This window comes from Pseudomonas sp. Colony2 (genome assembly GCF_019382755.1).
Lineage (GTDB): Bacteria > Pseudomonadota > Gammaproteobacteria > Pseudomonadales > Pseudomonadaceae > Aquipseudomonas.
On sequence record NZ_CP080030.1, the window covers coordinates 1,509,240 to 1,529,369 of the forward strand.

The window sequence follows — 20,130 nt, forward strand, 5'->3', positions numbered from 1 at the left end:
GCTTTTGATCTGGCTTCTAAACACTCAAGCCGGCCGGTAGGCCGCTGTGCTCTTGCTTTTGATCTTGATCTGCGGGCCCCGTTAACCACGATGGCCGCAAGTAGGCACGGTGGAGCGGGTAAACCGGCAGGACGCCGGTTTAGCCGCGCTGGGCCAGGGATGGCCCATCGCGGCGACCCGCGCAAGCGTGCCGGAGTGCGGGCATGCCGAGCCTAGGCGAGGCACCGAGTGGTGGGGCAAAGCGTTTTTTGGTTACTTTTTTAGGCGTTTGTAAAAAAGTGACCGGCTGTAAGAGCGGAACCATAAGTGGCCGTTACCGCAGCAACGGATATGTACACCCCACCYCACCTCACCTCACCCCAACTACCATCACCGCTCCACGGGCACCGAAAGCCCCGAATTCCCAAGCGCATGACTACGCGCATCAAAAAACCGCAACTCCACCTCCATCCCCTCAAACAACTCCGCAAAACGCCGCTTCTGCTGCTGGATAAACCCCGCACTGCGGCCAAACACCGAAATCGCCAACGTGCTGATCTTCGCCTGTCGAATCGCCTGCACCAGATGCACATCCTGCGCGCCGAGGTGATGCCCAAAGATGCATAGCCCACCTTCATGGCCCAACAACTGCTCATAACAGAACGACAAATAGTCAGAACTGCGAATGGTCTTCAGCTTCTCCTCAACCTTGCCCTCGCTGACAAACAACGGCACATCATCCAGCGTCTTGATCGTGTTGTTGATCGCAAAACTGCTGAGCAACGTGCTGTCAGTGGTCGGCAATTTACGCGCCGTACCATCAAGGTTACGCACCAGGTGCAGGCCACCATGCAGATACAAAATGCGCGTGGTGTCGCAGGCAGTATTGCGCAGGTCAAAGCTCGCATCGGCACTGCGAAACAGATCATCGATGCCCGGCGCATGCAGGATCGCCCAGTAGTTGAGCAGGTCGTAATTGCTGGTGAACACCGTCGGGTAACTCGCCAGCTCCTGATGGAGGGTCGCCAGTGTCGACGGCTTCACCAGGCGCCACGGAATATGCACGCTGTGGATCGTATTGATCAGCGCTTCCTTGATCGCGTAATAGCGATTACGCGGCGCAGCCGAGCTGACCGCCAGGGCCTTGTTGACCCGGCTGGTGGTTTTCAGTGCACCCAGCACCTGCTCGAAGCTGCGGGTCTGCATCGCGTCAAACACGCTGAGTTCGGACTGGCTCAGGGGTTTTTCTTCCACGGTGCGGGCGTTTTCGAACAGTGAGTCGTAGGCAAAATCTTCCCACACTGCGCGGCTGGCGCCGTTGCCGATCAGGATCCCGCTGATGGCGGTACTGCTGCGCAAGGCGTTCCAGTCTTCTAGGTGGGCATCAAAATCCTGGGAATCCTTCATTGCGGCGGGTCTACTCGAAATCGGCTGGGCGGTGACTTTATCACGAGCGGGCGTTGATCCTGGTCAAGATGCCGCAGGCAATCGAGGTCGATGCTGTAGGCATAACGACTTTAAAGGATTAGCCACCATGAGCAGCACCTTCTTCATTCCCGCCGTCAACATCATGGGCCTCGACTGCCTCGACGAAGCCATGACCGCGATTCGCAACTACGGTTTTCGCAAGGCGCTGATCGTCACTGACGCCGGGATGGCCAAGGCAGGTGTGGCCAGCATGATCGCCGAGAAGCTTGCGATGCAAGACATCGACTCGGTGATCTATGACGGCGCCAAGCCCAACCCGAACGTCGAGAACGTCGAAAAAGGCCTGGCGCTGCTGCAACAGAGTGCCTGTGATTTCGTGGTGTCACTGGGCGGTGGCTCACCCCATGACTGTGCCAAGGGCATTGCCCTGTGTGCGACCAACGGCGGGCACATCGGCGACTACGAAGGCGTCGATCAGTCGGCCAAACCGCAACTGCCGCTGGTAGCCATCAACACCACCGCCGGCACGGCCAGCGAAATGACCCGCTTCTGCATCATCACCGACGAAACCCACCACGTGAAAATGGCCATCGTCGACCGTAACGTCACGCCGCTGCTGTCGGTCAACGACCCGGCGCTGATGGTCGGCATGCCCAAGGGCCTGACTGCCGCCACCGGCATGGACGCGCTCACCCACGCAATCGAAGCCTACGTGTCCACCGCCGCCAACCCGATCACCGATGCCTGCGCGATCAAGGCCATCGAGCTGATCAGCGCCAACCTGCGGATTGCGGTGCGCGACGGTAAAGACCTGGCCGCCCGGGAGAACATGGCCTACGCGCAGTTCCTTGCCGGCATGGCCTTCAACAACGCGTCCCTGGGGTTCGTGCACGCCATGGCGCACCAGTTGGGCGGGCTGTATGACTTGCCCCACGGCGTGTGCAATGCGGTGCTGTTGCCCCATGTGCAAAGCTTCAACGCCAGCGTCAGCGCCGAGCGCCTGAGCCATGTGGCACGGGCCCTTGGCGCAGATATCAAGGGTACGTCGGTGGAAGAGGGCGCCCAGGCGGCCATCGCGGCGATTCGCAGCCTGTCCCAGGATGTGGAAATTCCTGCCGGGCTACGGGAGTTGGGCGCCAAGTTGCAGGACATCCCGCTGCTGGCGTCCAACGCCCTGAAGGACGCCTGCGGCCTGACCAACCCACGGCGGGCGGATCAGCGTCAGATTGAAGAGATCTTCCGCAGCGCGTTCTGATCAGTCCTGGCCATGGCGACGCACAGCAGTGCGCCGCCCGCCAGCGTCACGCATAACACCGCCAACGGCCAGGCCTGCTGACTCGCCAGCAGGCTGGCCACGCCACCGATCGCCGCTGCCATCAACTGATGCATAAAGCCGCTCAAGGCCATGGCGTAGGAGCCGCTCACCGGTGATTCATCATTGGCCAGCGACAGGCTGATGGGATAACTCATCGATTGGCCGAACACCGCCAGGCAATACGGCAGCCACAGCAGGATCGCCAGCCCATTGGCAAACAGGCTGCCCAGCAACATCGTCGCGCTGCCGCACATCACCAACGCCACGCCCCAACTCATCATCGACAGGCGCCCGGTGCGGGCGACGAGGCGATTGACCATCAACGCCCCCGCCAGATACGCCCCGCTGATTGGCCAGCCGAGCCAGCCATATTGCGCCGCGCTCCACTCGAAATGGCCCTGCAAAATCAACGGTGCGCAGGTGTTGAACGCGATGATCACCCCGTAACCCAAACCGCCCGCCAACGCAGGCCGCAGGAACGCCGGATGACGCAGGATCGTGCCGTAGATGCGCCAGGCCGAGACGTGTCCAGAGGCTTTTTCCAATCTTGGGAACACCACCCGTTGCAGCGCAATCATCAAGCCGACAGCCGAGACCGCCAGCCCATAAAAGATCGCCTCCCAACCAAACGCCACTTGCAACAGCGAGCCCACAAACTGCCCGATGCCCAGGGCGATCACGAACGTCATGCCCAGCCACGACAAACCTTTGGCCAACAGGGCACCGCTGAAGCTGTCACGAACCAGCACCCGCGCCATCACCGACACACCGCCCGCACCGAGGCCTTGAACCAGGCGCAGGCCGAGGAACGATTCGAGGCTGTAGGCGGACGGAATCGCCGCACTGGCCAGCGCATACAACGCCAACGCTGCCAGCAACACCGGCTTTCTACCCAGGCGCTCACCGAGGCTGCCCCAGAGCAGCATCGGCAACGCCATGCCGATCAAGTACACCGCCAGGGCCAGTGCCACCTGGTCCTCTGCAGCGGTCAATGACAAGGCAATCGCCGGCACGGCGGGCAGATAACTGCTGATGCCAACCTGGGACAAAAAGGCCGCGCTGCAGGCAATGGTGAGGGTCGTGGTGCTTTTCAAGGGGCAAAAGATCCTGTTGAGCAGTAAGCTGCAAGCCGCAAGCTACAAGTTGCCAGTGGGTTTGTCTCTACCTTGCAGCATGAAGCTAACCGCTTGTCGCTTAGGAACCAACCTTATGAGAGTTCTATTATTCGGCGCCACCGGCATGGTCGGCCAAGGCGTGTTGCGCGAGTGCCTGCTGGCCAGTGACGTGCAGGAAGTCGTCGCCGTCGGCCGTACCGCGCTGACCCAGGAACACGGCAAGCTGCACCAGGTGCTGCATGCCGACATGTTCGATTTCCAGCCCCTGGAGCATCTGCTGCAAGGTTTCGATGCCTGCTTCTTTTGCCTGGGCGTGTCCTCGGTGGGCATGGATGAAGCCAAGTACACCCATTTGAGCTACGACTTGACGCTGGTGGCCGCCAGCACCCTGGCGCGGCTCAACCCGCAGATGACCTTTATCTACGTGTCCGGCGCCGGTACCGACAGCAGCGAAACCGGCAAAACCATGTGGGCACGGATCAAGGGCAAGACCGAGAATGCGTTGCTGCGCCTGCCGTTCAAGGCGGTGTACCTGTTCCGTCCCGGGGTGATCCAGCCGTTGCACGGCGTGCGCTCGAAAACCCCGCTCTACCAGTCCATCTACACTGTGGTCGGCCCGTTGTTGTCGCTGCTGCGCCATGTGCGACCGGCCTGGGTGGTGAGCACGGAAACCGTTGGCCGCGCGATGCTCTCGGCCGTCCGGCACGGCGCACCTCTGCCGGTGGTGGAGCAGGCCGATATCAATCGCCTGGCCACCGAGCGCGCCTAGATGCTGCACAAAAGCCTGGTTCGCCGCCTTGACCTGATCACCCTGCAATTGTTTGTGGCAGTGCATGAGGAAGGCACGCTGACCCGCGCCGCCGCCCGTGAAGCTATCGCGGTCTCGGCGGCCAGCAAGCGCTTGATGGAGCTGGAACAGGTGCTGGGCGTCAGCCTGTTTGTGCGCCAGGCCAAGGGCATGCAGCTCACGGCTGCCGGCGAGACCTTGCTGCACCATGCACGGCAGATGCTGTTCAATGTCGAGAAGATGGGCCTGGAGCTGGGCGAACACAGTCACGGCGTGCGCGGTTATGTGCGGATGCTGGCGAACCTCTCGGCAATCATTCAGTTCCTGCCCGAAGACTTGCGCGACTTTTCCGCGCTGCATCCACAGGTGAAGGCCGACCTGGAAGAGCGGCCCAGCAATGGCGTGGTCCAGGGTGTGATTGACGGCGTTGCGGACCTGGGCATCTGTTCCAGCGACACCGATACCAACGGCCTGCCCGGTGTGACCTATCGCCGGGACAAACTGGTGGTGCTGATGCCGGCGGATTACCCGTTGGCCTCGCGCAAGACCCTGACGTTCGCCGAGACGCTGGACAGCGACTACGTGGGGCTGCATTCCGCCAGTTCGATCAACATGCGCACCCATGCGGCGGCGCGGGAGGCGGGCAAGGTGCTGCGCTTGCGGATCCATGTGCCGGGCTTCGATGCCATGTGCCGGATGGTCCAGGCCAACATGGGCATCGGCATCCTGCCGCAAAAAGCCTATGAACTGTTTGGCCGCGCGTTGGGCTTGCACGCGGTGCCGCTGACGGATGCCTGGTCGGACCGCAGCCTGATCCTGGTGGTGCGTGACGAGGCGCAGCTGTCGCCGGTGAGCCGGTTGTTGTTCGATTACCTGCGGCGGGAGCAGGCGTAAGCAAACGCTGTGGCGAGGGCCCTCGCCACAACCAGCCCTTACTCAAGCGTTCGCATATGGCGAACGCTCGTTGCCAACTGACGGTTGGATTTCTACTGCCTGCGTCCTCTAGCCTTGGCCCCACATTCCAAGAACAAGAGGTACACCCCATGACGGCTCCCCTGAGCGGTATCAAGGTGATCGAGATCGGCACCCTGATTGCCGCGCCCTTCGCCGCCCGGCTGATGGCCGAGTTTGGCGCCGAGGTGATCAAGATCGAAGCCATGGGGCAGGGCGATCCGCTTCGCAAATGGCGAAAGCTTCACGAAGGTACGTCGCTGTGGTGGTACCTGCAATCGCGTAACAAAAAGTCCCTGGCCCTGGACCTCAAGTCGGCAGAAGGCCTGGACCTGGTCAAGCAATTGCTGGGCGATGCCGACGTGCTGATCGAAAACCTGCGCCCCGGCGGCCTGGAAAAACTCGGCCTGGGCTGGGACGTGCTGCACGCCCTCAACCCCAAGCTGACCCTGGTGCGCATCTCCGGCTACGGCCAGACCGGCCCTTACCGCGACCGCCCGGGCTTCGGTGCCATCGGCGAGGCCATGGGCGGGATTCGCTACACCACCGGCAACCCGGATTCGCCACCGGCGCGGGTTGGCGTGAGCCTCGGTGATTCCCTGGCGTCGCTGCACGGTGTGATCGGCGCGCTGATGTCGCTGCTGCGGGTCAAGACCGGCCAGGGCGACGGCCAGATTGTCGACGTGTCCCTGGCCGAAAGCGTGTTCAACCTGATGGAAAGCCTGGTGCCGGAATACGACATGCTCGGCCATGTGCGCGAACGCAGCGGCGGCGCCTTGCCCGGCATCGCACCGTCCAACACCTACCTGACCGCCGATGGCGCCTATGTGGTGATCGCCGGCAACAGCGACCCGATCTACAAGCGCCTGATGCTCGCCATCGGCCGCGCCGACCTGGCCGAAGCGCCGGAGTTTGCCCACAACGATGGCCGCGCTGCCAAGAGCGGCCTGCTGGACGCCGCCATCACCCACTGGACCAGCAGCCTGCCCATCGACCAGGTGCTCAGTGCCCTGGAAGCCGCCGAAGTACCGGCGGGGCGCATCTATTCAGTGGCCGATATCGTCGCCGATCCGCACTACCAGGCCCGCGACATGCTGCTCAGCGCCGACCTGCCCGGCGGCCTCACGGTGAAGATGCCCGGTATCGTGCCCAAACTGTCGGAAACCCCCGGCGCGGTGAATTGGCAGGGCCCGAGCCTGGGCCAGCACACTGATTCAATCCTCGGCGACCTGGGCCTGAGCGGCGCCGATATTCAACGCCTGAAAACCTCGGGAGTGGTGCAATGAAAAACTATTCCGATGCGCTGGTCGTGCAGGAAGTCTCGCCTCGTGACGGCCTGCAAATCGAGCCGACCTGGGTCGAGACTGTCGACAAGATCGCGTTGATCGATCAACTGTCCATGGCCGGGTTTTCCCGGATCGAAGCCGGCTCGTTCGTGTCGCCCAAGGCCATCCCTGCGTTGCGCGATGGTGAACAGGTTTTCCAGGGCATCACCCGTCATCCCGGGGTTATCTACGTGGCGTTGATCCCCAACCTCAAGGGCGCCCAGCGTGCTATCGAGTCCCGGGCCGATGAGTTGAACCTGGTGATGTCCGCCAGCCAGACCCACAACCTGGCGAATATGCGCATGCGTTGCGAGGCTTCGTTGGCCGCATTCGGCGATATCGTGAGCTTTGCTGCCGAGCACCCGGTGCGCCTCAACGGCAGCATCGCGACCACCTTCGGCTGCCCGTTCGAGGGCAAGATCGATGAGGACCGCGTGCTGCAATTGGTCGACGCTTACCGCGAGCTGGGCATCCAGGGCATCAGCCTGGCCGACACCACCGGCATGGCCAATCCGCGTCAGGTCGAGCGCCTGGTCAAGCGCGTGCTCGAACGTGTTCCGGCGAGCGACCTGACCCTGCATTTCCACAACACCCGCGGCCTGGGTTTGTGCAATGTGCTGGCCGCCTACGAGGCCGGTGCGCGACGGTTTGATGCGGCATTGGGCGGCCTCGGCGGTTGCCCGTTTGCGCCCGGCGCGTCGGGCAATATCTGCACTGAAGACCTGGTCAACCTGTGTGATGAAGTCGGGATCCACACCGGCATCGACCTGCCGCACCTGCTGAAAATGTCGCGGCAACTGCCGGCCTTGCTGGGCCATGAGTTGCCGGGCCAGGTGGCCAAGGCCGGGCGCAATTGCGACCTGCATCCGCCACCGGCCTACATCGCCACCTTGTAAGCCGTAACCAGACAACAAAAACAATCGGACGCCTGCGAGCAGTCCGCTGGAGAGAATCGATGAGCCTTAATACGTTGGAGGCCGGCGTGCGCCCGGCCGCTGAACACGATGCCGAAAAAGCCCTGGTCAGCAAGGTCGCCTGGCGCCTGATGCCGCTGATCATGGTCTGCTACCTGTTCGCGTTTTTTGACCGCATCAACATCAGCTTCGCCAAGTTCCAGCTACAGACCGACCTGAGCCTGAGTGACACCGCCTATGGTCTCGGCGCCGGGCTGTTTGTGGTGGGCTATGTGATCTTTGAAGTGCCGAGCAACATGATGCTGTACAAGGTCGGCGCCCGCCGCTGGATCGCTCGCATCATGATGTCGTGGGGGCTGGCGACGGCCGCTATGGTGTTCGTCACGGCCGAATGGCAGTTCTACGGCCTGCGTTTCATCATCGGTGCGATGGAGGCCGGGTTTGCCCCGGGCGTGCTGTATTACCTGACGTTGTGGTTCCCGCAGCACTACCGTGGGCGCATCACCTCGATGCTGTTCCTGGCGTCGGCGTTTGCCGGGCTGGTGGGCGCGCCGTTCTCCGGGCTGGTGCTGGAACACCTCGACGGTGTGCTACAAATGCGCGGCTGGCACTGGTTGTTCTTGCTCGGTGGCTTGCCCTGTGTGGGCCTGGGGTTCCTGGTGCTCAAGCTGCTCAAGGACCGTATCGAGGACGCCCACTGGCTGACCTCGGCGGAGAAGACGTTGCTGGCCAGTCGCATTGCCGTGCATGAACCCCACAAGAGCGGCGGCTCATTGCTGGCAGCATTGCGTATCCCAGGCTTCCTGATGCTGGGTTTTATCTACTTCCTGATCCAGGTGGCGTCCTACGGGTTGAACTTCTGGGCGCCGCAACTGATCCGCAGCGCCGGCACCCAGAGCCCGGTGATGATCGGCTTGCTGACGGCGATTCCCTACGTCTGCGGCGCCATCAGCATGGTGGTGATCGGACGCTTGTCCGACGCCACCGGCGAACGTCGCAAGTTCGTCAGCGGCCTGGTGGCGCTGGGGGCGGTGGGGTTCTTCTGTGCCGGGATCTTTGCCGATCACACCACGTTCCTGATCGTCGCCCTGAGCTTGCTGGGCGCGGGGATCATCGCTTCGATCCCGACGTTCTGGACGCTGCCGCCGAAGTTGTTGGCCGGTGCCGGCGCGGGCGCTGCTGGCGGGATCGCCGTGATCAACACGTTGGGCCAGTTCGGCGGCATCGTCAGCCCGGTGATGGTCGGCCGGATCAAGGACCTCACCGGCAGCACCACGCCGGCGCTGTATGTCATCGGCGTGTGTGCGTTGCTGGCGGCGGCGCTGTTGCTGTGGGGCTTGCCTCAGAAGCTGCGCACCCTCGACAAGCGCTGATCAGCCGGCGGTCACCAGCGAGCGGGTGGGTGCGGCACTGAATTGAATCAGGGCCACACCGCCAATCAACATCAGCGCCCCGATCAACCGGGGCGCGGTCAATTGGCGTTCCACCAGCCCGAACAAGCCGAAGTGGTCCAGCATCAACGAGGCGACGATTTGCCCGGCCATCGCCAGGGCGATAAACCCCGAGGCGCCGAGCTTGGGCATCAGGATCAACGCCAGCGAAATGAAGCACACGCCGAACGCGCCGCCGCTCCACATCCACAGTGGCGCCTTGGTGATAAAACCCAGGTTGGGCAGCGGCAGGCGCAGGGCCAGGATCACCGGCAGCAGCACGATGATGCTCACCAGCAGCGAGGCCAGGGTGGCCCACAGCGGATGCCCCAGGCCGCGTCCCAGGTTGGCGTTGATCGCGCTTTGAAACGGCACCACTGCCCCGGCGAACGCGGCCAACAGCAACAAACCTACCCAATGCAACGTCGTCATGATCAATCTCCCAGAGGTTTTGCTGGACTCTAGGCTATTCGTCGCGCAAATTTAAATTCCAAGTTCTTATGCAGAACATGCAGCTGATGAATGATCTACGACGCATCGACCTTAACCTGCTGGTGATCCTTGATGCCTTGCTCAGCGAGCAACACGTGACCCGTGCCGCCGAGCGCCTGCACCTGAGCCAGCCGGCGGTGAGCCACGCTCTGGCGCGGTTGCGGGATTTGCTCGGAGACGCGTTGCTGGTGCGCCAGGGCAGCTCGCTGGTGCCCACTGCTCGTGCTCTGGAACTGGCCATGCCGCTGGCGGAAGCGCTGGCCCAGGTACAGGCGCTGCTGGAGCCCAATCGTTTTGATCCGGCGTCGGCCAAGCGCACCTTCCGGGTCGCCATGTCGGACTACAGTGCGGCGATTTTCTTGCCGGGGCTGGTGCGCACCTTGCGCCGGGAAGCGCCGGGGATTGATTTGCAGATTATCCAGGCCAGCCGCGAAGGCATGCTTGACGGTGTGCTCAATGGCGATATCGACCTGGCGGCCGGGGTGTTTCCCGACATGCCTGCCGAGCTGCGCAGCACGCCGCTGTTTGAAGAGCATTACGTGTGCCTGGTGGACCGCGACAGCCTGCCGGCGAGCGGTGTACTCGACCTGCCCACCTATCTGGCACGGCCCCACGTATTGCTGGAAATGCGTGGCAGCGGCACCCCGGAAATCGAACGGGCGCTGACGGCGATTCGTGAGCGCCGGCACGTGTCTATCAGCTTGCCTCATTGGGGTGTTGCGCCGCAGTTGATCCAGGGCACGGACCTGATTCTTACCGTGTCGTCTCGCGGGCTGCTGAACATTGATCACGAACAGTTGTTGGCGGTGCCGCCGCCGTTTCACATTCCGTCGTTTGCGTTTGTGCTGGCGTGGCATTCGCGGCGGGGTGGGGACGCGGCGTTGCAGTGGTTGAATGGGCAGGTGCAGGTTGTGATACAGGGTTGATCGGCGTTACCAACTGTTCGGTGGTTGGCGCCGTGTGTGAAATATTCGAAGAACCTGTAACCGTCCCTCGCGAATACGATATGGCACGAGATAGGGCCAGCGTGGCATCACCCACTCACGTGTACCAGGAACGCGTCCTTCTCGACCCATCGCCGGAAACTCAGCAACATGCTCAAGCCCCGTCCGGATGGCCTGAACAAACTCATAAGCCGCTTTGGGGTTTTCCTGGGCGATGAAAGCTGCTTCATCATCAAGATTTTTGAGTGCTGCCTTCAGCCACTCAACGCGCATTGGCACGCCATTTGTTTGCCACTGCGTCTACTTCGGCGGCAGTTGCAAAGTCACCCGCATCGGCTTCTTTCAACGCCTTTTGAATTTCCTCGATTTGCCATGCTTCACGCGTCAGGTATTCGCGTAACGCATCGACGGCGAGGAACGATTTGCTGCGCCCGGTGGCCTTGGCAAGGCTGGCGAGTGTTTCGGAGATGTCTTCAGGTAGACGTAATGACATGACCGACATAAGTGCCTCGATGTAGTGATGTGTAATACAACATACTACATTGTCACCGTTGCATCTTTGTGTCCCGTTCGTCAGGACTGCTCCTCAGTAAGACCTGACGACCGTTCGTCGCACTGGCAAGTTTTTTCTAAACCTTTGCCGCCCTGAAAATTCAGATTCAGCGCGGGGCTCGTTTCCCTGCACCTGTTTATTACCTGGAGGAACCCATCATGAGCCGCATGGCTATCCGGTTACGCACCGCCAGTTTCGCGATGCTGCTGGGCCTCGGCGCCAGCAATGCTTTCGCCCAGTCGCCTGCCGATTTCATCGAGCAGGCTTCGGCCAAGGGCATGGCCGATATCGAGACCAGCCGCATGGCACACGCCAAGACTTCGTCCCAGGAGATCAAGGACTACACCATCGAAGTCATCAATGAACGCACTCTGGCCAATCAGCACCTGGCGGCCATCGCCAAGAAGCTCGACTTGCCGGTGGCCCCTCGGGACAAGATCGTCGACAAGGCCGAATCGCTGATGCCCGAGCTCAAGGACGGCGACTCCTTTGACGCCGCCTACACCGCCCAGCAGATCAAGGCCAACGAAGACGCGATTGCCTTGTTCAAGCAGGAGGGCGCCGAGTCCGATATCCCGGAAATAAAGGCTCTCGTGGATGAGACCTTGCCCAAGTTGGAAGAGCGCCTGGAGAAAGCCCGGGCGCTGGCGTCGACGTACGGTAAGGGTCACCAGGGCGACGGTTGATTGCCTTGAGTACCCCATGAAAAACGGCGGCTGGAGTGATCCAGCCGCCGTTTTTTTATGCCTGGTTCAGGTCTGTCTTGGACCGGCCATTGTCATCCGTTGTTTCGGTAACCAGGGTCGTCACAGTGATGGTTTCGCTGTCGCCGATGGTCTTGTACTCCTTGCGCAGTTTCTCCAGTTCCTTGCGGTCCAGGCCGTCCAGGCTCAATACGGCGTTTTGTGCATCCTTGGTGGCGCGCAGCAACTCGTCAATCTTGATATGCAAAATGTCGTTGTCGCGGTTTTGCGTGTTCTGGATCAGGAACACCATCAGGAAGGTGATGATGGTGGTGGAGGTGTTGATGATCAGTTGCCATGTGTCGTTGTAGTGGAAATAGGGCCCGCTCAGACTCCACAGGAGGATCAATCCCACCGCCGCGTAGAACGTGCGGGCGCTGCCTGCCCAGCGGGACAGGGATTGTGAGATGGCGGAGAATTTCATGACCGTTTTCCTATAAGGGTGGGTGATGAAAATACTGACCGCAGGCGCGCTCTGAAATTTCTTTTTACAATTGAGGAACTGAACAAAGTTGTACGTTTTCCTGCTGGGGGTCAGCCGTGATCCTCCAACGCCAGTAGATACTGCTTGGCCTCAAGCCCGCCGGCGAACCCGGTCAAGCCACCCGACGCACCGATCACCCGATGGCACGGCGCAACAATCGAAATCGGATTGCGCCCGTTGGCGGCGCCGACGGCACGCACGGCCTTGGGGTTGCCTATCTGCGCAGCGATCTGGCTGTAGCTGCGGGTCTCTCCGAACGGGATGGTCAACAGCGCCTGCCAGACTTTCTTCTGGAAGTCGGTGCCGGCGAAGTCCAGTTCCAGCTCGAAACGATTGCGGGCACCGGCGAAGTACTCCTTCAACTGTCGCTCGGTCTCCAGCAGTACCGGGCTGTTGCTGGCTTCTTGCAGGGCACCCAGGCGAACGCGATTGGGCCGCTCTTTTTCCCAGAGGATGGCGGTGAGTTTTCCGTCACGGGCCACGAGGGTCAGTTGGCCGACGGGGGAGGGCATGTATTTGTATTCGTAGGACATGGTCGGGCTCCTTGAGTGGATATGGCTCTACTGTAGATGGGCCGGCCCAGGGTGGAACTACGTTTCTTGCGGTCGAATTCGCGAACGACTTAGAAGTTCCAGTAAACCCAATCGGCGTAATACGGATACCAATAAAACCACGAGAACCAGTACAGCGCCTTGAGTACCGATGCCGTGCCAATGACAAAAAATGAAGCGATGTTGAGCAGCGTGATGATCACGGCAAATACGGTTACACGCCGACTGGCATGCAGTTGGGCAAACCGGGCGCCATAAACGGAGGCCGTGATGGACGCCAGCACCAACACGAGTCCCAGCGCAAAGGGCAGCCTGAGGAACGAAAGCAGCAGAGGAGCGATCAGCACCCAGCCCAGTACCTTGCGCAGTACGGGGCTGGGCGTGCGGTGTGACGGAGGGAGCATTGCGCGGTTCCTTGAAGTGCTGTTACCGGTCCTGTTGCAATACCTTGAGGGCAGCAGACGCAAGAAAGCCCGAACGGCTTTTTTCTTCCGGATGATGCAGGACGTATTCGTCAATGCGGTTCAGCAGATAGCCGGGCAGCGTGATATTGAGTTTCTGTGCCTTGCCCAGGTACTTGGTCACATCAATATCCACCACCGCCCACGTGCAGCCGGCATATTGCGGGTTGGCGGCATGGAGGGTGACTTTCTGTGCTGTAGGAATGGGCGCACCGTCTTCTGCGAGGATCTCGAAGTGGCCTTCGATCGCTTCGCGAGCCATGGCCATGGCGTCGTCCAGATCATCTCCAGCTGAGAAGCAACCGGGAATGTCCGGGACTTCCACACCCCAGGCATGGTCCTCGTCACCGGTTGAAATTGCGATTGGGTACAGCATGTTTGTTGTCCTCCACGAACGTGTTAGCTGAGCAGAGCTTGTTTCAAAATGCTCTTTGCGGTCTTGTCCAGCAGGTCCTTTTTAGGATGGGGAATCGTCACCAGCCCCGGCTTTGTCGGGTGCTTGAAATGATGATGGCTGCCTCTGATTCGCACCAGATACCAGCCATCCGCAACGATGTGACCTATCAAATATCGGCTGTCCACAGCACCTCCTTGTGGTGTGTGTTGGTGGAGACTATAACCACTAAAAATAAATTATCAACACTCTACCTACCAGCGGTCGATGACCGGTGTTTCTGTAGGGCGCGTATGTAGTGTATGAGCGCATGGGGACGGTGCCCGGCGGAGGTATTGCGAGGTTTTTCGAGAGAACAATCAGGCTTTCTGACGAGCCTGCAGCAACTCATCAATTACCGTGAGAAATGCCGTGACCATCAAGCTGCTTGCGCCGCTGCGCGTAAGAACGAGCAACCGTGCATACGCTTCCGCGTCCACCAACGGCCGATACGTCACGCCCTTGTTCATCAAACTCTGCGTACATTCCGGCACCAGCGCCACACCTTGTCCCGCCGCCACCAGTGCAATGATCGAGGTAATTTGCCGTCCCGACGGCCCGGCCCTCAGTGGCAAACCTTTGTGCCGATAAAGCTGCTCAATGGACTGGTTAAGCCCCGAGCCATAATCGGCTGGGAACAGAATCAACGGGTACCCACTCAACTGCGCCAGGCTGACCTCGGCCTGGTTGGCCAACGGGCTGTCGCTGGACACCGCCGCCACCAGCCGCTCCTCACCCAACGACAACGCTTGCACCTCAGTCTGACCGTCCTGGGGCAGTAACCGGCTCAAGCCGATATCCAGGCGGCCATCAGCCACCTGTGCGCCCAGGCTGCCGGAGGCGCATTCCACCAGCGTCAGTTGTACATCGGGAAAGCGTTGGGCGAAGGCTTGAATCGCCTGGCTGAACAAGTCCGACAGGGCTATCGAGCTGACGTAACCCAGCGCCAGTTGCCCGGCGGCACCCGCCGCCAGTTTGCCCGCGATGACTTCAGCGAGGTCGACCTGCTCCAGCACCGCCCGTGCGTAGGGCAGGAACGCGCGCCCCTGGGGAGTGAGCGAAACCGTGCGACTGGTGCGGTCGAACAGGCGAAATCCCAGCTCAGTCTCCAGCGCGGAAATCTGCCGGGTCAACGGCGGCTGGGCCAGGTGCAGGCGAATGGCCGCTCGGCCGAAGTGCAATTCTTCGGCGACGGTCAGAAAGTAACGCAGCTTGCGTAGGTCGAGCATCCTGGCCCCAGGGTATTGATCGGTTCGAAATCGGTATTGGTCTCGGGTGTGCGGGTCATTCTATAAAGGCCTCAGATAATAAAACGAGAGGTTTCATGAAACCGCGCCTGCATTGTGCCCGTCTTGCCCTGTTCCTGTGTGGCTGCGCGGCGTTTCTCAACCTCTACGCCACCCAGAGCATTTTGCAGACCCTTGCCGCCAACTTTGAAGTGAGCGCCAGGGCGGCCGGTTGGAGCATTACCGTCACCACCTTGGCGGTAGCGCTGACCGCGCCCTTTGTCAGCCGCCTGACCGGGCGTTTTGAGCTACGCACGGTGATCTCGGCGGCTGCGCTGTTGCTGGCGTTGCCGGCGCTGATGACTGCCTATGCCAGCAGCTTTGCCGAACTGCTGGTGTGGCGCTTTATCGAAGGCATGCTGATCCCCGTGGTGTTCGCTACCAGCGTGGCTTATATCGGTGATCGCTGGCGCGGCGGCACCGTCACCGAAGTCACCAGCCTCTACGTGGCCGGCACCGTGCTCGGCGGGTTTGCCGGGCGCTTCGTCACCGGCGTGATGACCGAGTACGTCGGCTGGCGCGAAGCCTTTGAACTGTTGGCAGTGTTGAGCCTGATGGTGGGCGGATTTATCCAGTTCCTGCTGCCGGGCAATCCGCCCCGAGTCGCACGACCTTCAACCACCTGGGCCGACGTGCTCGGCACGCCGCTGCTGGCAGCCTACGCCGTAGGATTTTGCGTGCTGTTCTCCCAAGTGGCGACGTTTACCTACGCTGGCCTTTACCTCAGCCAAGCCCCGTTCGACCTTGGCCCGGCGGCGCTGGGCACGATCTATATGGTGTTCCTGCTGGCCCTGGTGGTCATTCCCGTTGCCGGGCGCCTGAGCAAATCCCGCCCGCAATCCGAACTGCTGACGGCGGCTGCGGTGCTTGGCGTTTGTGGCTCGGGCCTGACCTTGCTGCCATCCCTGTGGTGCATCGTGCTGGGACTGGCCCTCAGCTCCACGGGCGTGTTCCTCGCCCAGGCCGCCGCCAGCGCCTTCACCACCGCCACCGCCCGCCACAACAAGGCCGGTGCCGTGGGCCTGTACCTCACCTGCTATTACCTGGGCGGCAGCTTCGGCGCCATCGTCCCGGCGCTGATCTGGGGGCGTTGGGGTTGGGTGGGGTGTGTGGCGCTGATCATCGGTTTCCAGCTACTGTCGTTGCTGATCGCCCTGGCGGGCTGGAAGCCCCTCCAACCTGAACTGAGCAAGACCTCATGAGCGATGCCGTTGCCCTGCCGGTACCCGAGACTTCCGCCCGTCGCCGCTCGTTGATCGCCGGCTGCAGCGCCCACGCGATTCACGATGGCCTGACCGATGTGATCTACGTGCTGCTGCCGATCTGGCAAGCGCAGTTCGGCATGACCTACGCCCAGGTCGGCCTGCTGCGCGGTGCCTATTCCGGGATGATGGCGGTGTTTCAGCTGATGGCCAGTCGCGCCGCCAAACGCTGGGGACGCACGCCGATGCTGGTGGGCGGCACGGCGCTTGCCGGTGTTGCCTATCTGTTGGTGGGGCAGGCGATCGGGTTGGGCATGTTGTTGCTGGCGCTGCTGTTGGGCGGGCTGGGGGCGAGTACCCAGCATCCGCTGGCTTCTTCGATGATCACCGACACCTACGAGAGCGGTGGTGGGGTCAAGGAAGCGCTGTCTCAATACAACTTCTCCGGGGACATTGGCAAAACCCTGGTTCCCGGGCTGGTCGGCCTGTTGCTGACCGTCATCAGCTGGCGCGCGAGCGTCACGCTTCTTGGAATGCTGGGATTGGCCGCGGCGGGGTTGCTGTGGTGGCTGATCCCAACGCAGGCAGCGGCGTCTGCTTCCGGCAAAACCGCCAAGACCTTGATCGGAAGTGGCTCGGTCAGCGGTCTGCGTGCGCTGATCGTCACGGGCACACTCGACAGTGCCGTGCGGATGGGCTTTCTCACGTTTCTGCCCTTTCTTCTGAAAGCTAAAGGCGCCGGCACTGCGGGCATCGGTCTCGCGCTGACCATGCTGTTTATCGGCGGCGCCTTCGGCAAATTGCTCTGCGGCTACCTCGGCGCACGCATCGGCATGATGAAAACCGTGTGGCTGACGGAAACCGTCACGGCGCTGTTGATCGTCGCGGCGGTGTACCTGCCGTTGAGCGGGTTGATGGTGATATTGCCGGTGTTGGGGCTGGCGTTGAATGGCACCTCTTCGGTGCTGTACGGCGCGGTGCCGGATCTCGCTGGCGCAGGTAAACGAGAGCAGGCGTTTGCCGTGTTCTACACCGGCACCATCGGAGGTGGCGCGTTGGCGCCGGTTCTGTTTGGCGGGCTGGGGGACTTGATGGGCGTGCCGGTGGCGGTGATGGTGCTGGCGGGGATGTTGTTGCTGACGTTGCCGTTGGCGTGGGTGGTGCAGCGGGGCTGCTCACTCAAATAATCGAATGATTGGCGACATGCCCCGGCTGTGCTTGCAGATCGATACCCAGTGCGTGAAGCACCTTGAGTACCGTTTCGAAGCGGGGCTTTGCTCCAGGGGCAAATGCCTTGTACAGACTCTCACGGCCCATGCCGGTATCGGTCGCGACCCGCGCCATCCCGCGAGCTTTGGCCACGTACCCGACGGCCCTGAGGAACTCCTCGTTATCGCCGTCGGCCAGAACTTGAGAAAGGTATTCGCTGATGGCTTCATCACTGTCGAGCAGTGCCGCCATATCAAATGTCGTCAGTGTTTGGCTCATGATCAAACTTCCTTTGCCAGTTTTTTTGCTCGCCGGATGTCGGCGTCTTGTGAGGATTTGTCGCCACCGGCCAGCAAGACGATGACGGTTCTTCCTCGCTGCGTGAAATACACTCGATAACCCAGACCGATATCTACGCGCATTTCCGAGACACCATTGCCTACCGTCTTTATATCGCCCAGATTGCCAGCAGATGCGCAATCGATGCGCCGGGCGATGGCGATTTTTGCGCGTAAATCACGTATTGCTGAATGCCAGGTAATGAAGGTCTGCGTTTGCTGGACATGATAGTTCACGGGTTCTCACTGTATCCATATGGATACTGGCTGGCAATAGGCATGAGCACGTGCGCGCGGCGCGGTTAGGCGCAGGAGAATGATGTGAGTAAGGCTAAGGATTCAAATGGTCTCTTGTTGCGAGCGATTGCAGTGTCGAAGTCTCTTGCAGTTGCTGGCGCCTAATCCATCAAGGACGCGATCCGCTGCGCATCCTCCGGCGTCGCCGGGTTGTACACCACCATATTCAGATCCTTGCGCCCATCGACCGCAAACACCGAATACTCAAATTCGATCGGCCCCAACACCGAATGGCGTATCCGCTTGATGCGATCACCATGGGCGCCCTGAACATCGTTTTCGCTCCACATCGCCTTAAACTCAGGACTGCGTCGACACAGTTCATCCACCAGCGGCTGCACCTGCTCCGCCGCGCCTGAGCGCGCCGTATCAATCCTGAAAGCCCCCAACACAAACCGCGCCACGCTTTCCCAGTCGTATTGGGCCGCGCGGGAATTGGGATCAAGGAACATGAACCGCAGGATATTTCGCTGTTCCGGCGCCTGGGATCCGTAGTCCATCAACATCACCGTCGCCGCCTGGTTCCAGGCCACCACGTCCCAGGTCGCCGTACGCAGGATCGCGGCGCTGGGGTTCAAGGCATCCAGTACCCGTTGCAGGCGTGGCGTCACCGTTTCGTTTTGCTGGTAGCGCACTTCGGGTGGGCGTCCGAAGGCCAGCAGGAACAGATGCTCGCGTTCGATATCGGTCAACATCAGCGCATGGGCAATCCGCTCCAGCACTTCCACCGACGGCGCGCCGCCACGGCCCTGTTCGAGCCAGGTGTACCAGGTGGGGCTGATGTTCGCGCGTTGGGCCACCTCTTCGCGGCGCAAACCTGGCGTACGCCGTCGTGCCGATGAGAAGCCGAATGCCGCCGGATCAAGCCGGGTACGTCGGTCTTTCAGATAGCTGCCCAACTGGTTTGCGCTCATAGCCTGTTAGCCTCTATACCCTGATAACTTCACTACTTTACCCGTATAGGGCAAGCGCACAGATTAGTCTCTGAATACACACGGAGATACGGTTCATGCGCATATTTATAACGGGTGCCAGCGGATTTATCGGGTCGGCTGTCGTCAAGGAACTGATCTCGGCGGGCCATCAGGTGCTGGGGTTGTGTCGCTCGGATGACAGGGTGGCAGCGCTGGAGGCCGCCGGGGCTCAGGTACATCGTGGGTCGCTTGAGGACCTGGGAAGCCTCAAGTCTGGTGTTGCCCAGGCGGATGGAGTGATTCACCTGGCGTTCAATCACGATTTCTCGAAATTCGTCGCGAACTGCGAGGACGACCGCCGGGTTATCCAGGCGCTGGGAGAGGCACTTGCCGGGTCGGATCGACCGCTGATCATTACCTCCGGTGTCGGAATTGCGAGCACCGTGCCGGGGCAGTTGGCGACGGAGGATGGTGCGGTGGTTACCTCAGCGCAAATTCCTCGTGCAGCGTCGGAAGAAGCGGCTAACGCTGTAGCCGCGACGGGGGTGAATGTGTCGGTGATGCGTTTGCCTCAAGTACACGACACCGTCAGGCAGGGGCTGGTTAGCCCGGTGATCGAGTTGTATCGCGAGAAGGGCGTTTGCGCTTACATCGCCGACGGGAAAAACCGTTGGCCGGCGGCACATATTCTGGATGTGGCTCGGCTCTACAGGCTGGCGATTGAAAAGGCCGAGCCGGGCACGAGGTATCACGCGGTGGCGGAGGAGGGTGTGTCGCAGCGGGAGATTGCCGAGGTGTTGGGGACGCGGCTTGGTTTGCCGGTTAAATCCATTTCGGCGCAAGAGGCTCAGGGGTTTTTTGGTTGGTTGGCAAGGTTTACCGCTCACGATATGCCTGCATCCAGTGCGATCACGCGCAAGACGTTGGGATGGGAACCGGTGGGGCCGGGGTTGCTTGCGGATCTTGCGCAGTTGGAGGG

Annotated in this window: 25 protein-coding genes; 11 read left to right on the forward strand and 14 right to left on the reverse strand. The window is 61.1% G+C overall.

Annotation, left to right across the window (positions count from 1 at the left end):
* Positions 1 to 369 precede the first annotated feature (369 nt).
* Positions 370 to 1,386, reverse strand: coding sequence for a DUF4917 family protein (locus JV201_RS06360; protein WP_003212103.1), 1,017 nt, complete (start codon positions 1,384 to 1,386; stop codon positions 370 to 372).
* Positions 1,387 to 1,513: 127 nt separating this feature from the next.
* Here JV201_RS06360 and yiaY point away from each other — a divergent pair, with 127 nt between their 5' ends.
* Positions 1,514 to 2,662 (forward strand): L-threonine dehydrogenase, encoded by a 1,149-nt coding sequence (gene yiaY, locus JV201_RS06365; protein ID WP_219406646.1) that lies wholly within the window; start codon positions 1,514 to 1,516, stop codon positions 2,660 to 2,662.
* Here the strand turns inward: yiaY and JV201_RS06370 are convergent.
* Positions 2,629 to 3,816, reverse strand: a complete 1,188-nt coding sequence (locus tag JV201_RS06370) for an MFS transporter (protein WP_219406647.1) — start codon at positions 3,814 to 3,816, stop codon at positions 2,629 to 2,631. The two genes, yiaY and JV201_RS06370, sit on opposite strands and share 34 nt — an antisense overlap.
* Positions 3,817 to 3,931: 115 nt before the next feature.
* Between JV201_RS06370 and JV201_RS06375 the strand changes: the two genes are divergently transcribed.
* The 5 genes from JV201_RS06375 (at position 3,932) to JV201_RS06395 (ending at position 9,187) form a co-directional block, all read left to right on the forward strand.
* On the forward strand, positions 3,932 to 4,606 hold the full coding sequence (locus tag JV201_RS06375) for an NAD(P)H-binding protein (protein WP_102604145.1): 675 nt from the start codon (positions 3,932 to 3,934) through the stop codon (positions 4,604 to 4,606).
* A complete protein-coding gene (locus JV201_RS06380) occupies positions 4,607 to 5,518 on the forward strand; it encodes a LysR family transcriptional regulator (protein ID WP_219406648.1) in 912 nt (303 codons plus the stop codon).
* 149 nt (positions 5,519 to 5,667) lie between these two features.
* Positions 5,668 to 6,861 (forward strand): CaiB/BaiF CoA-transferase family protein, encoded by a 1,194-nt coding sequence (locus tag JV201_RS06385; protein WP_003212092.1) that lies wholly within the window; start codon positions 5,668 to 5,670, stop codon positions 6,859 to 6,861.
* On the forward strand, positions 6,858 to 7,796 hold the full coding sequence (locus tag JV201_RS06390; RefSeq protein WP_177046278.1) for a hydroxymethylglutaryl-CoA lyase: 939 nt from the start codon (positions 6,858 to 6,860) through the stop codon (positions 7,794 to 7,796). Before JV201_RS06385 ends, JV201_RS06390 begins: the two co-directional genes overlap by 4 nt.
* 59 nt (positions 7,797 to 7,855) lie before the next feature.
* Positions 7,856 to 9,187 (forward strand): MFS transporter, encoded by a 1,332-nt coding sequence (locus tag JV201_RS06395; RefSeq protein ID WP_219272232.1) that lies wholly within the window; start codon positions 7,856 to 7,858, stop codon positions 9,185 to 9,187.
* On the opposite strand, the gene JV201_RS06400 is transcribed toward JV201_RS06395, so the two are convergent.
* On the reverse strand, positions 9,188 to 9,676 hold the full coding sequence (locus JV201_RS06400) for a DMT family transporter (RefSeq protein ID WP_003212086.1): 489 nt from the start codon (positions 9,674 to 9,676) through the stop codon (positions 9,188 to 9,190).
* Between the two features lie 77 nt (positions 9,677 to 9,753).
* On the opposite strand from JV201_RS06400, the gene JV201_RS06405 reads away from it, so the two are divergent.
* Entirely contained in the window at positions 9,754 to 10,662 is a 909-nt protein-coding gene (locus tag JV201_RS06405; RefSeq protein WP_374707361.1) for a LysR family transcriptional regulator, read from the forward strand.
* A gap of 6 nt (positions 10,663 to 10,668) precedes the next feature.
* Here JV201_RS06405 and JV201_RS06410 read toward each other — a convergent pair whose 3' ends face one another.
* Positions 10,669 to 10,953 carry a type II toxin-antitoxin system RelE/ParE family toxin gene (locus tag JV201_RS06410; RefSeq protein ID WP_008437803.1) on the reverse strand — a complete coding sequence of 95 codons (285 nt, stop codon included), beginning with the start codon at positions 10,951 to 10,953 and terminating at the stop codon, positions 10,669 to 10,671.
* The gene (locus JV201_RS06415; RefSeq protein ID WP_008437804.1) at positions 10,943 to 11,182 is read right to left on the reverse strand and encodes a CopG family ribbon-helix-helix protein; all 240 of its coding nucleotides are present in this window, start codon (positions 11,180 to 11,182) and stop codon (positions 10,943 to 10,945) included. Before JV201_RS06415 ends, JV201_RS06410 begins: the two co-directional genes overlap by 11 nt.
* 209 nt (positions 11,183 to 11,391) lie before the next feature.
* On the opposite strand from JV201_RS06415, the gene JV201_RS06420 reads away from it, so the two are divergent.
* Entirely contained in the window at positions 11,392 to 11,919 is a 528-nt protein-coding gene (locus JV201_RS06420) for a DUF4142 domain-containing protein (RefSeq protein ID WP_003212082.1), read from the forward strand.
* A gap of 55 nt (positions 11,920 to 11,974) precedes the next feature.
* Here JV201_RS06420 and JV201_RS06425 read toward each other — a convergent pair whose 3' ends face one another.
* From JV201_RS06425 to JV201_RS06450, 6 genes are all read right to left on the reverse strand, one after another.
* Entirely contained in the window at positions 11,975 to 12,400 is a 426-nt protein-coding gene (locus JV201_RS06425) for a low affinity iron permease family protein (RefSeq protein WP_003212079.1), read from the reverse strand.
* A gap of 110 nt (positions 12,401 to 12,510) precedes the next feature.
* Positions 12,511 to 12,993: a methylated-DNA--[protein]-cysteine S-methyltransferase gene (locus JV201_RS06430; RefSeq protein WP_003212078.1), complete on the reverse strand. Its 483-nt coding sequence runs from the start codon at positions 12,991 to 12,993 to the stop codon at positions 12,511 to 12,513.
* A gap of 89 nt (positions 12,994 to 13,082) precedes the next feature.
* Positions 13,083 to 13,415 carry a hypothetical protein gene (locus JV201_RS06435; protein ID WP_003212076.1) on the reverse strand — a complete coding sequence of 111 codons (333 nt, stop codon included), beginning with the start codon at positions 13,413 to 13,415 and terminating at the stop codon, positions 13,083 to 13,085.
* A 22-nt stretch (positions 13,416 to 13,437) separates the two neighbouring features.
* The gene (locus JV201_RS06440; protein ID WP_003212074.1) at positions 13,438 to 13,848 is read right to left on the reverse strand and encodes a type II toxin-antitoxin system HicB family antitoxin; all 411 of its coding nucleotides are present in this window, start codon (positions 13,846 to 13,848) and stop codon (positions 13,438 to 13,440) included.
* Positions 13,849 to 13,871: 23 nt separating this feature from the next.
* Positions 13,872 to 14,054 (reverse strand): type II toxin-antitoxin system HicA family toxin, encoded by a 183-nt coding sequence (locus JV201_RS06445; protein ID WP_003189411.1) that lies wholly within the window; start codon positions 14,052 to 14,054, stop codon positions 13,872 to 13,874.
* 171 nt (positions 14,055 to 14,225) lie between these two features.
* Complete coding sequence (locus tag JV201_RS06450; RefSeq protein WP_087692622.1) at positions 14,226 to 15,134, reverse strand: LysR family transcriptional regulator; 909 nt, start codon at positions 15,132 to 15,134, stop codon at positions 14,226 to 14,228.
* A 95-nt stretch (positions 15,135 to 15,229) separates the two neighbouring features.
* On the opposite strand from JV201_RS06450, the gene JV201_RS06455 reads away from it, so the two are divergent.
* Complete coding sequence (locus tag JV201_RS06455; protein ID WP_219406649.1) at positions 15,230 to 16,393, forward strand: MFS transporter; 1,164 nt, start codon at positions 15,230 to 15,232, stop codon at positions 16,391 to 16,393.
* On the forward strand, positions 16,390 to 17,580 hold the full coding sequence (locus JV201_RS06460) for an MFS transporter (protein ID WP_219406650.1): 1,191 nt from the start codon (positions 16,390 to 16,392) through the stop codon (positions 17,578 to 17,580). The genes JV201_RS06455 and JV201_RS06460 overlap by 4 nt, the downstream gene beginning before the upstream one ends.
* Here JV201_RS06460 and JV201_RS06465 read toward each other — a convergent pair.
* The 3 genes from JV201_RS06465 to JV201_RS06475 all read right to left on the reverse strand — a co-directional run bounded on the left by JV201_RS06465 (position 17,573) and on the right by JV201_RS06475 (position 19,151).
* Positions 17,573 to 17,881, reverse strand: coding sequence for an addiction module antidote protein (locus JV201_RS06465; RefSeq protein ID WP_003212064.1), 309 nt, complete (start codon positions 17,879 to 17,881; stop codon positions 17,573 to 17,575). The two genes, JV201_RS06460 and JV201_RS06465, sit on opposite strands and share 8 nt — an antisense overlap.
* Positions 17,882 to 17,883: 2 nt before the next feature.
* Positions 17,884 to 18,177: a type II toxin-antitoxin system RelE/ParE family toxin gene (locus JV201_RS06470; RefSeq protein ID WP_003212063.1), complete on the reverse strand. Its 294-nt coding sequence runs from the start codon at positions 18,175 to 18,177 to the stop codon at positions 17,884 to 17,886.
* 161 nt (positions 18,178 to 18,338) lie between these two features.
* Positions 18,339 to 19,151, reverse strand: a complete 813-nt coding sequence (locus tag JV201_RS06475) for a helix-turn-helix transcriptional regulator (protein ID WP_008437810.1) — start codon at positions 19,149 to 19,151, stop codon at positions 18,339 to 18,341.
* 95 nt (positions 19,152 to 19,246) lie between these two features.
* Here JV201_RS06475 and JV201_RS06480 point away from each other — a divergent pair.
* The coding region (locus JV201_RS06480) for an SDR family oxidoreductase (RefSeq protein ID WP_219407142.1) at positions 19,247 to 20,130 on the forward strand (884 nt) is incomplete at its 3' end.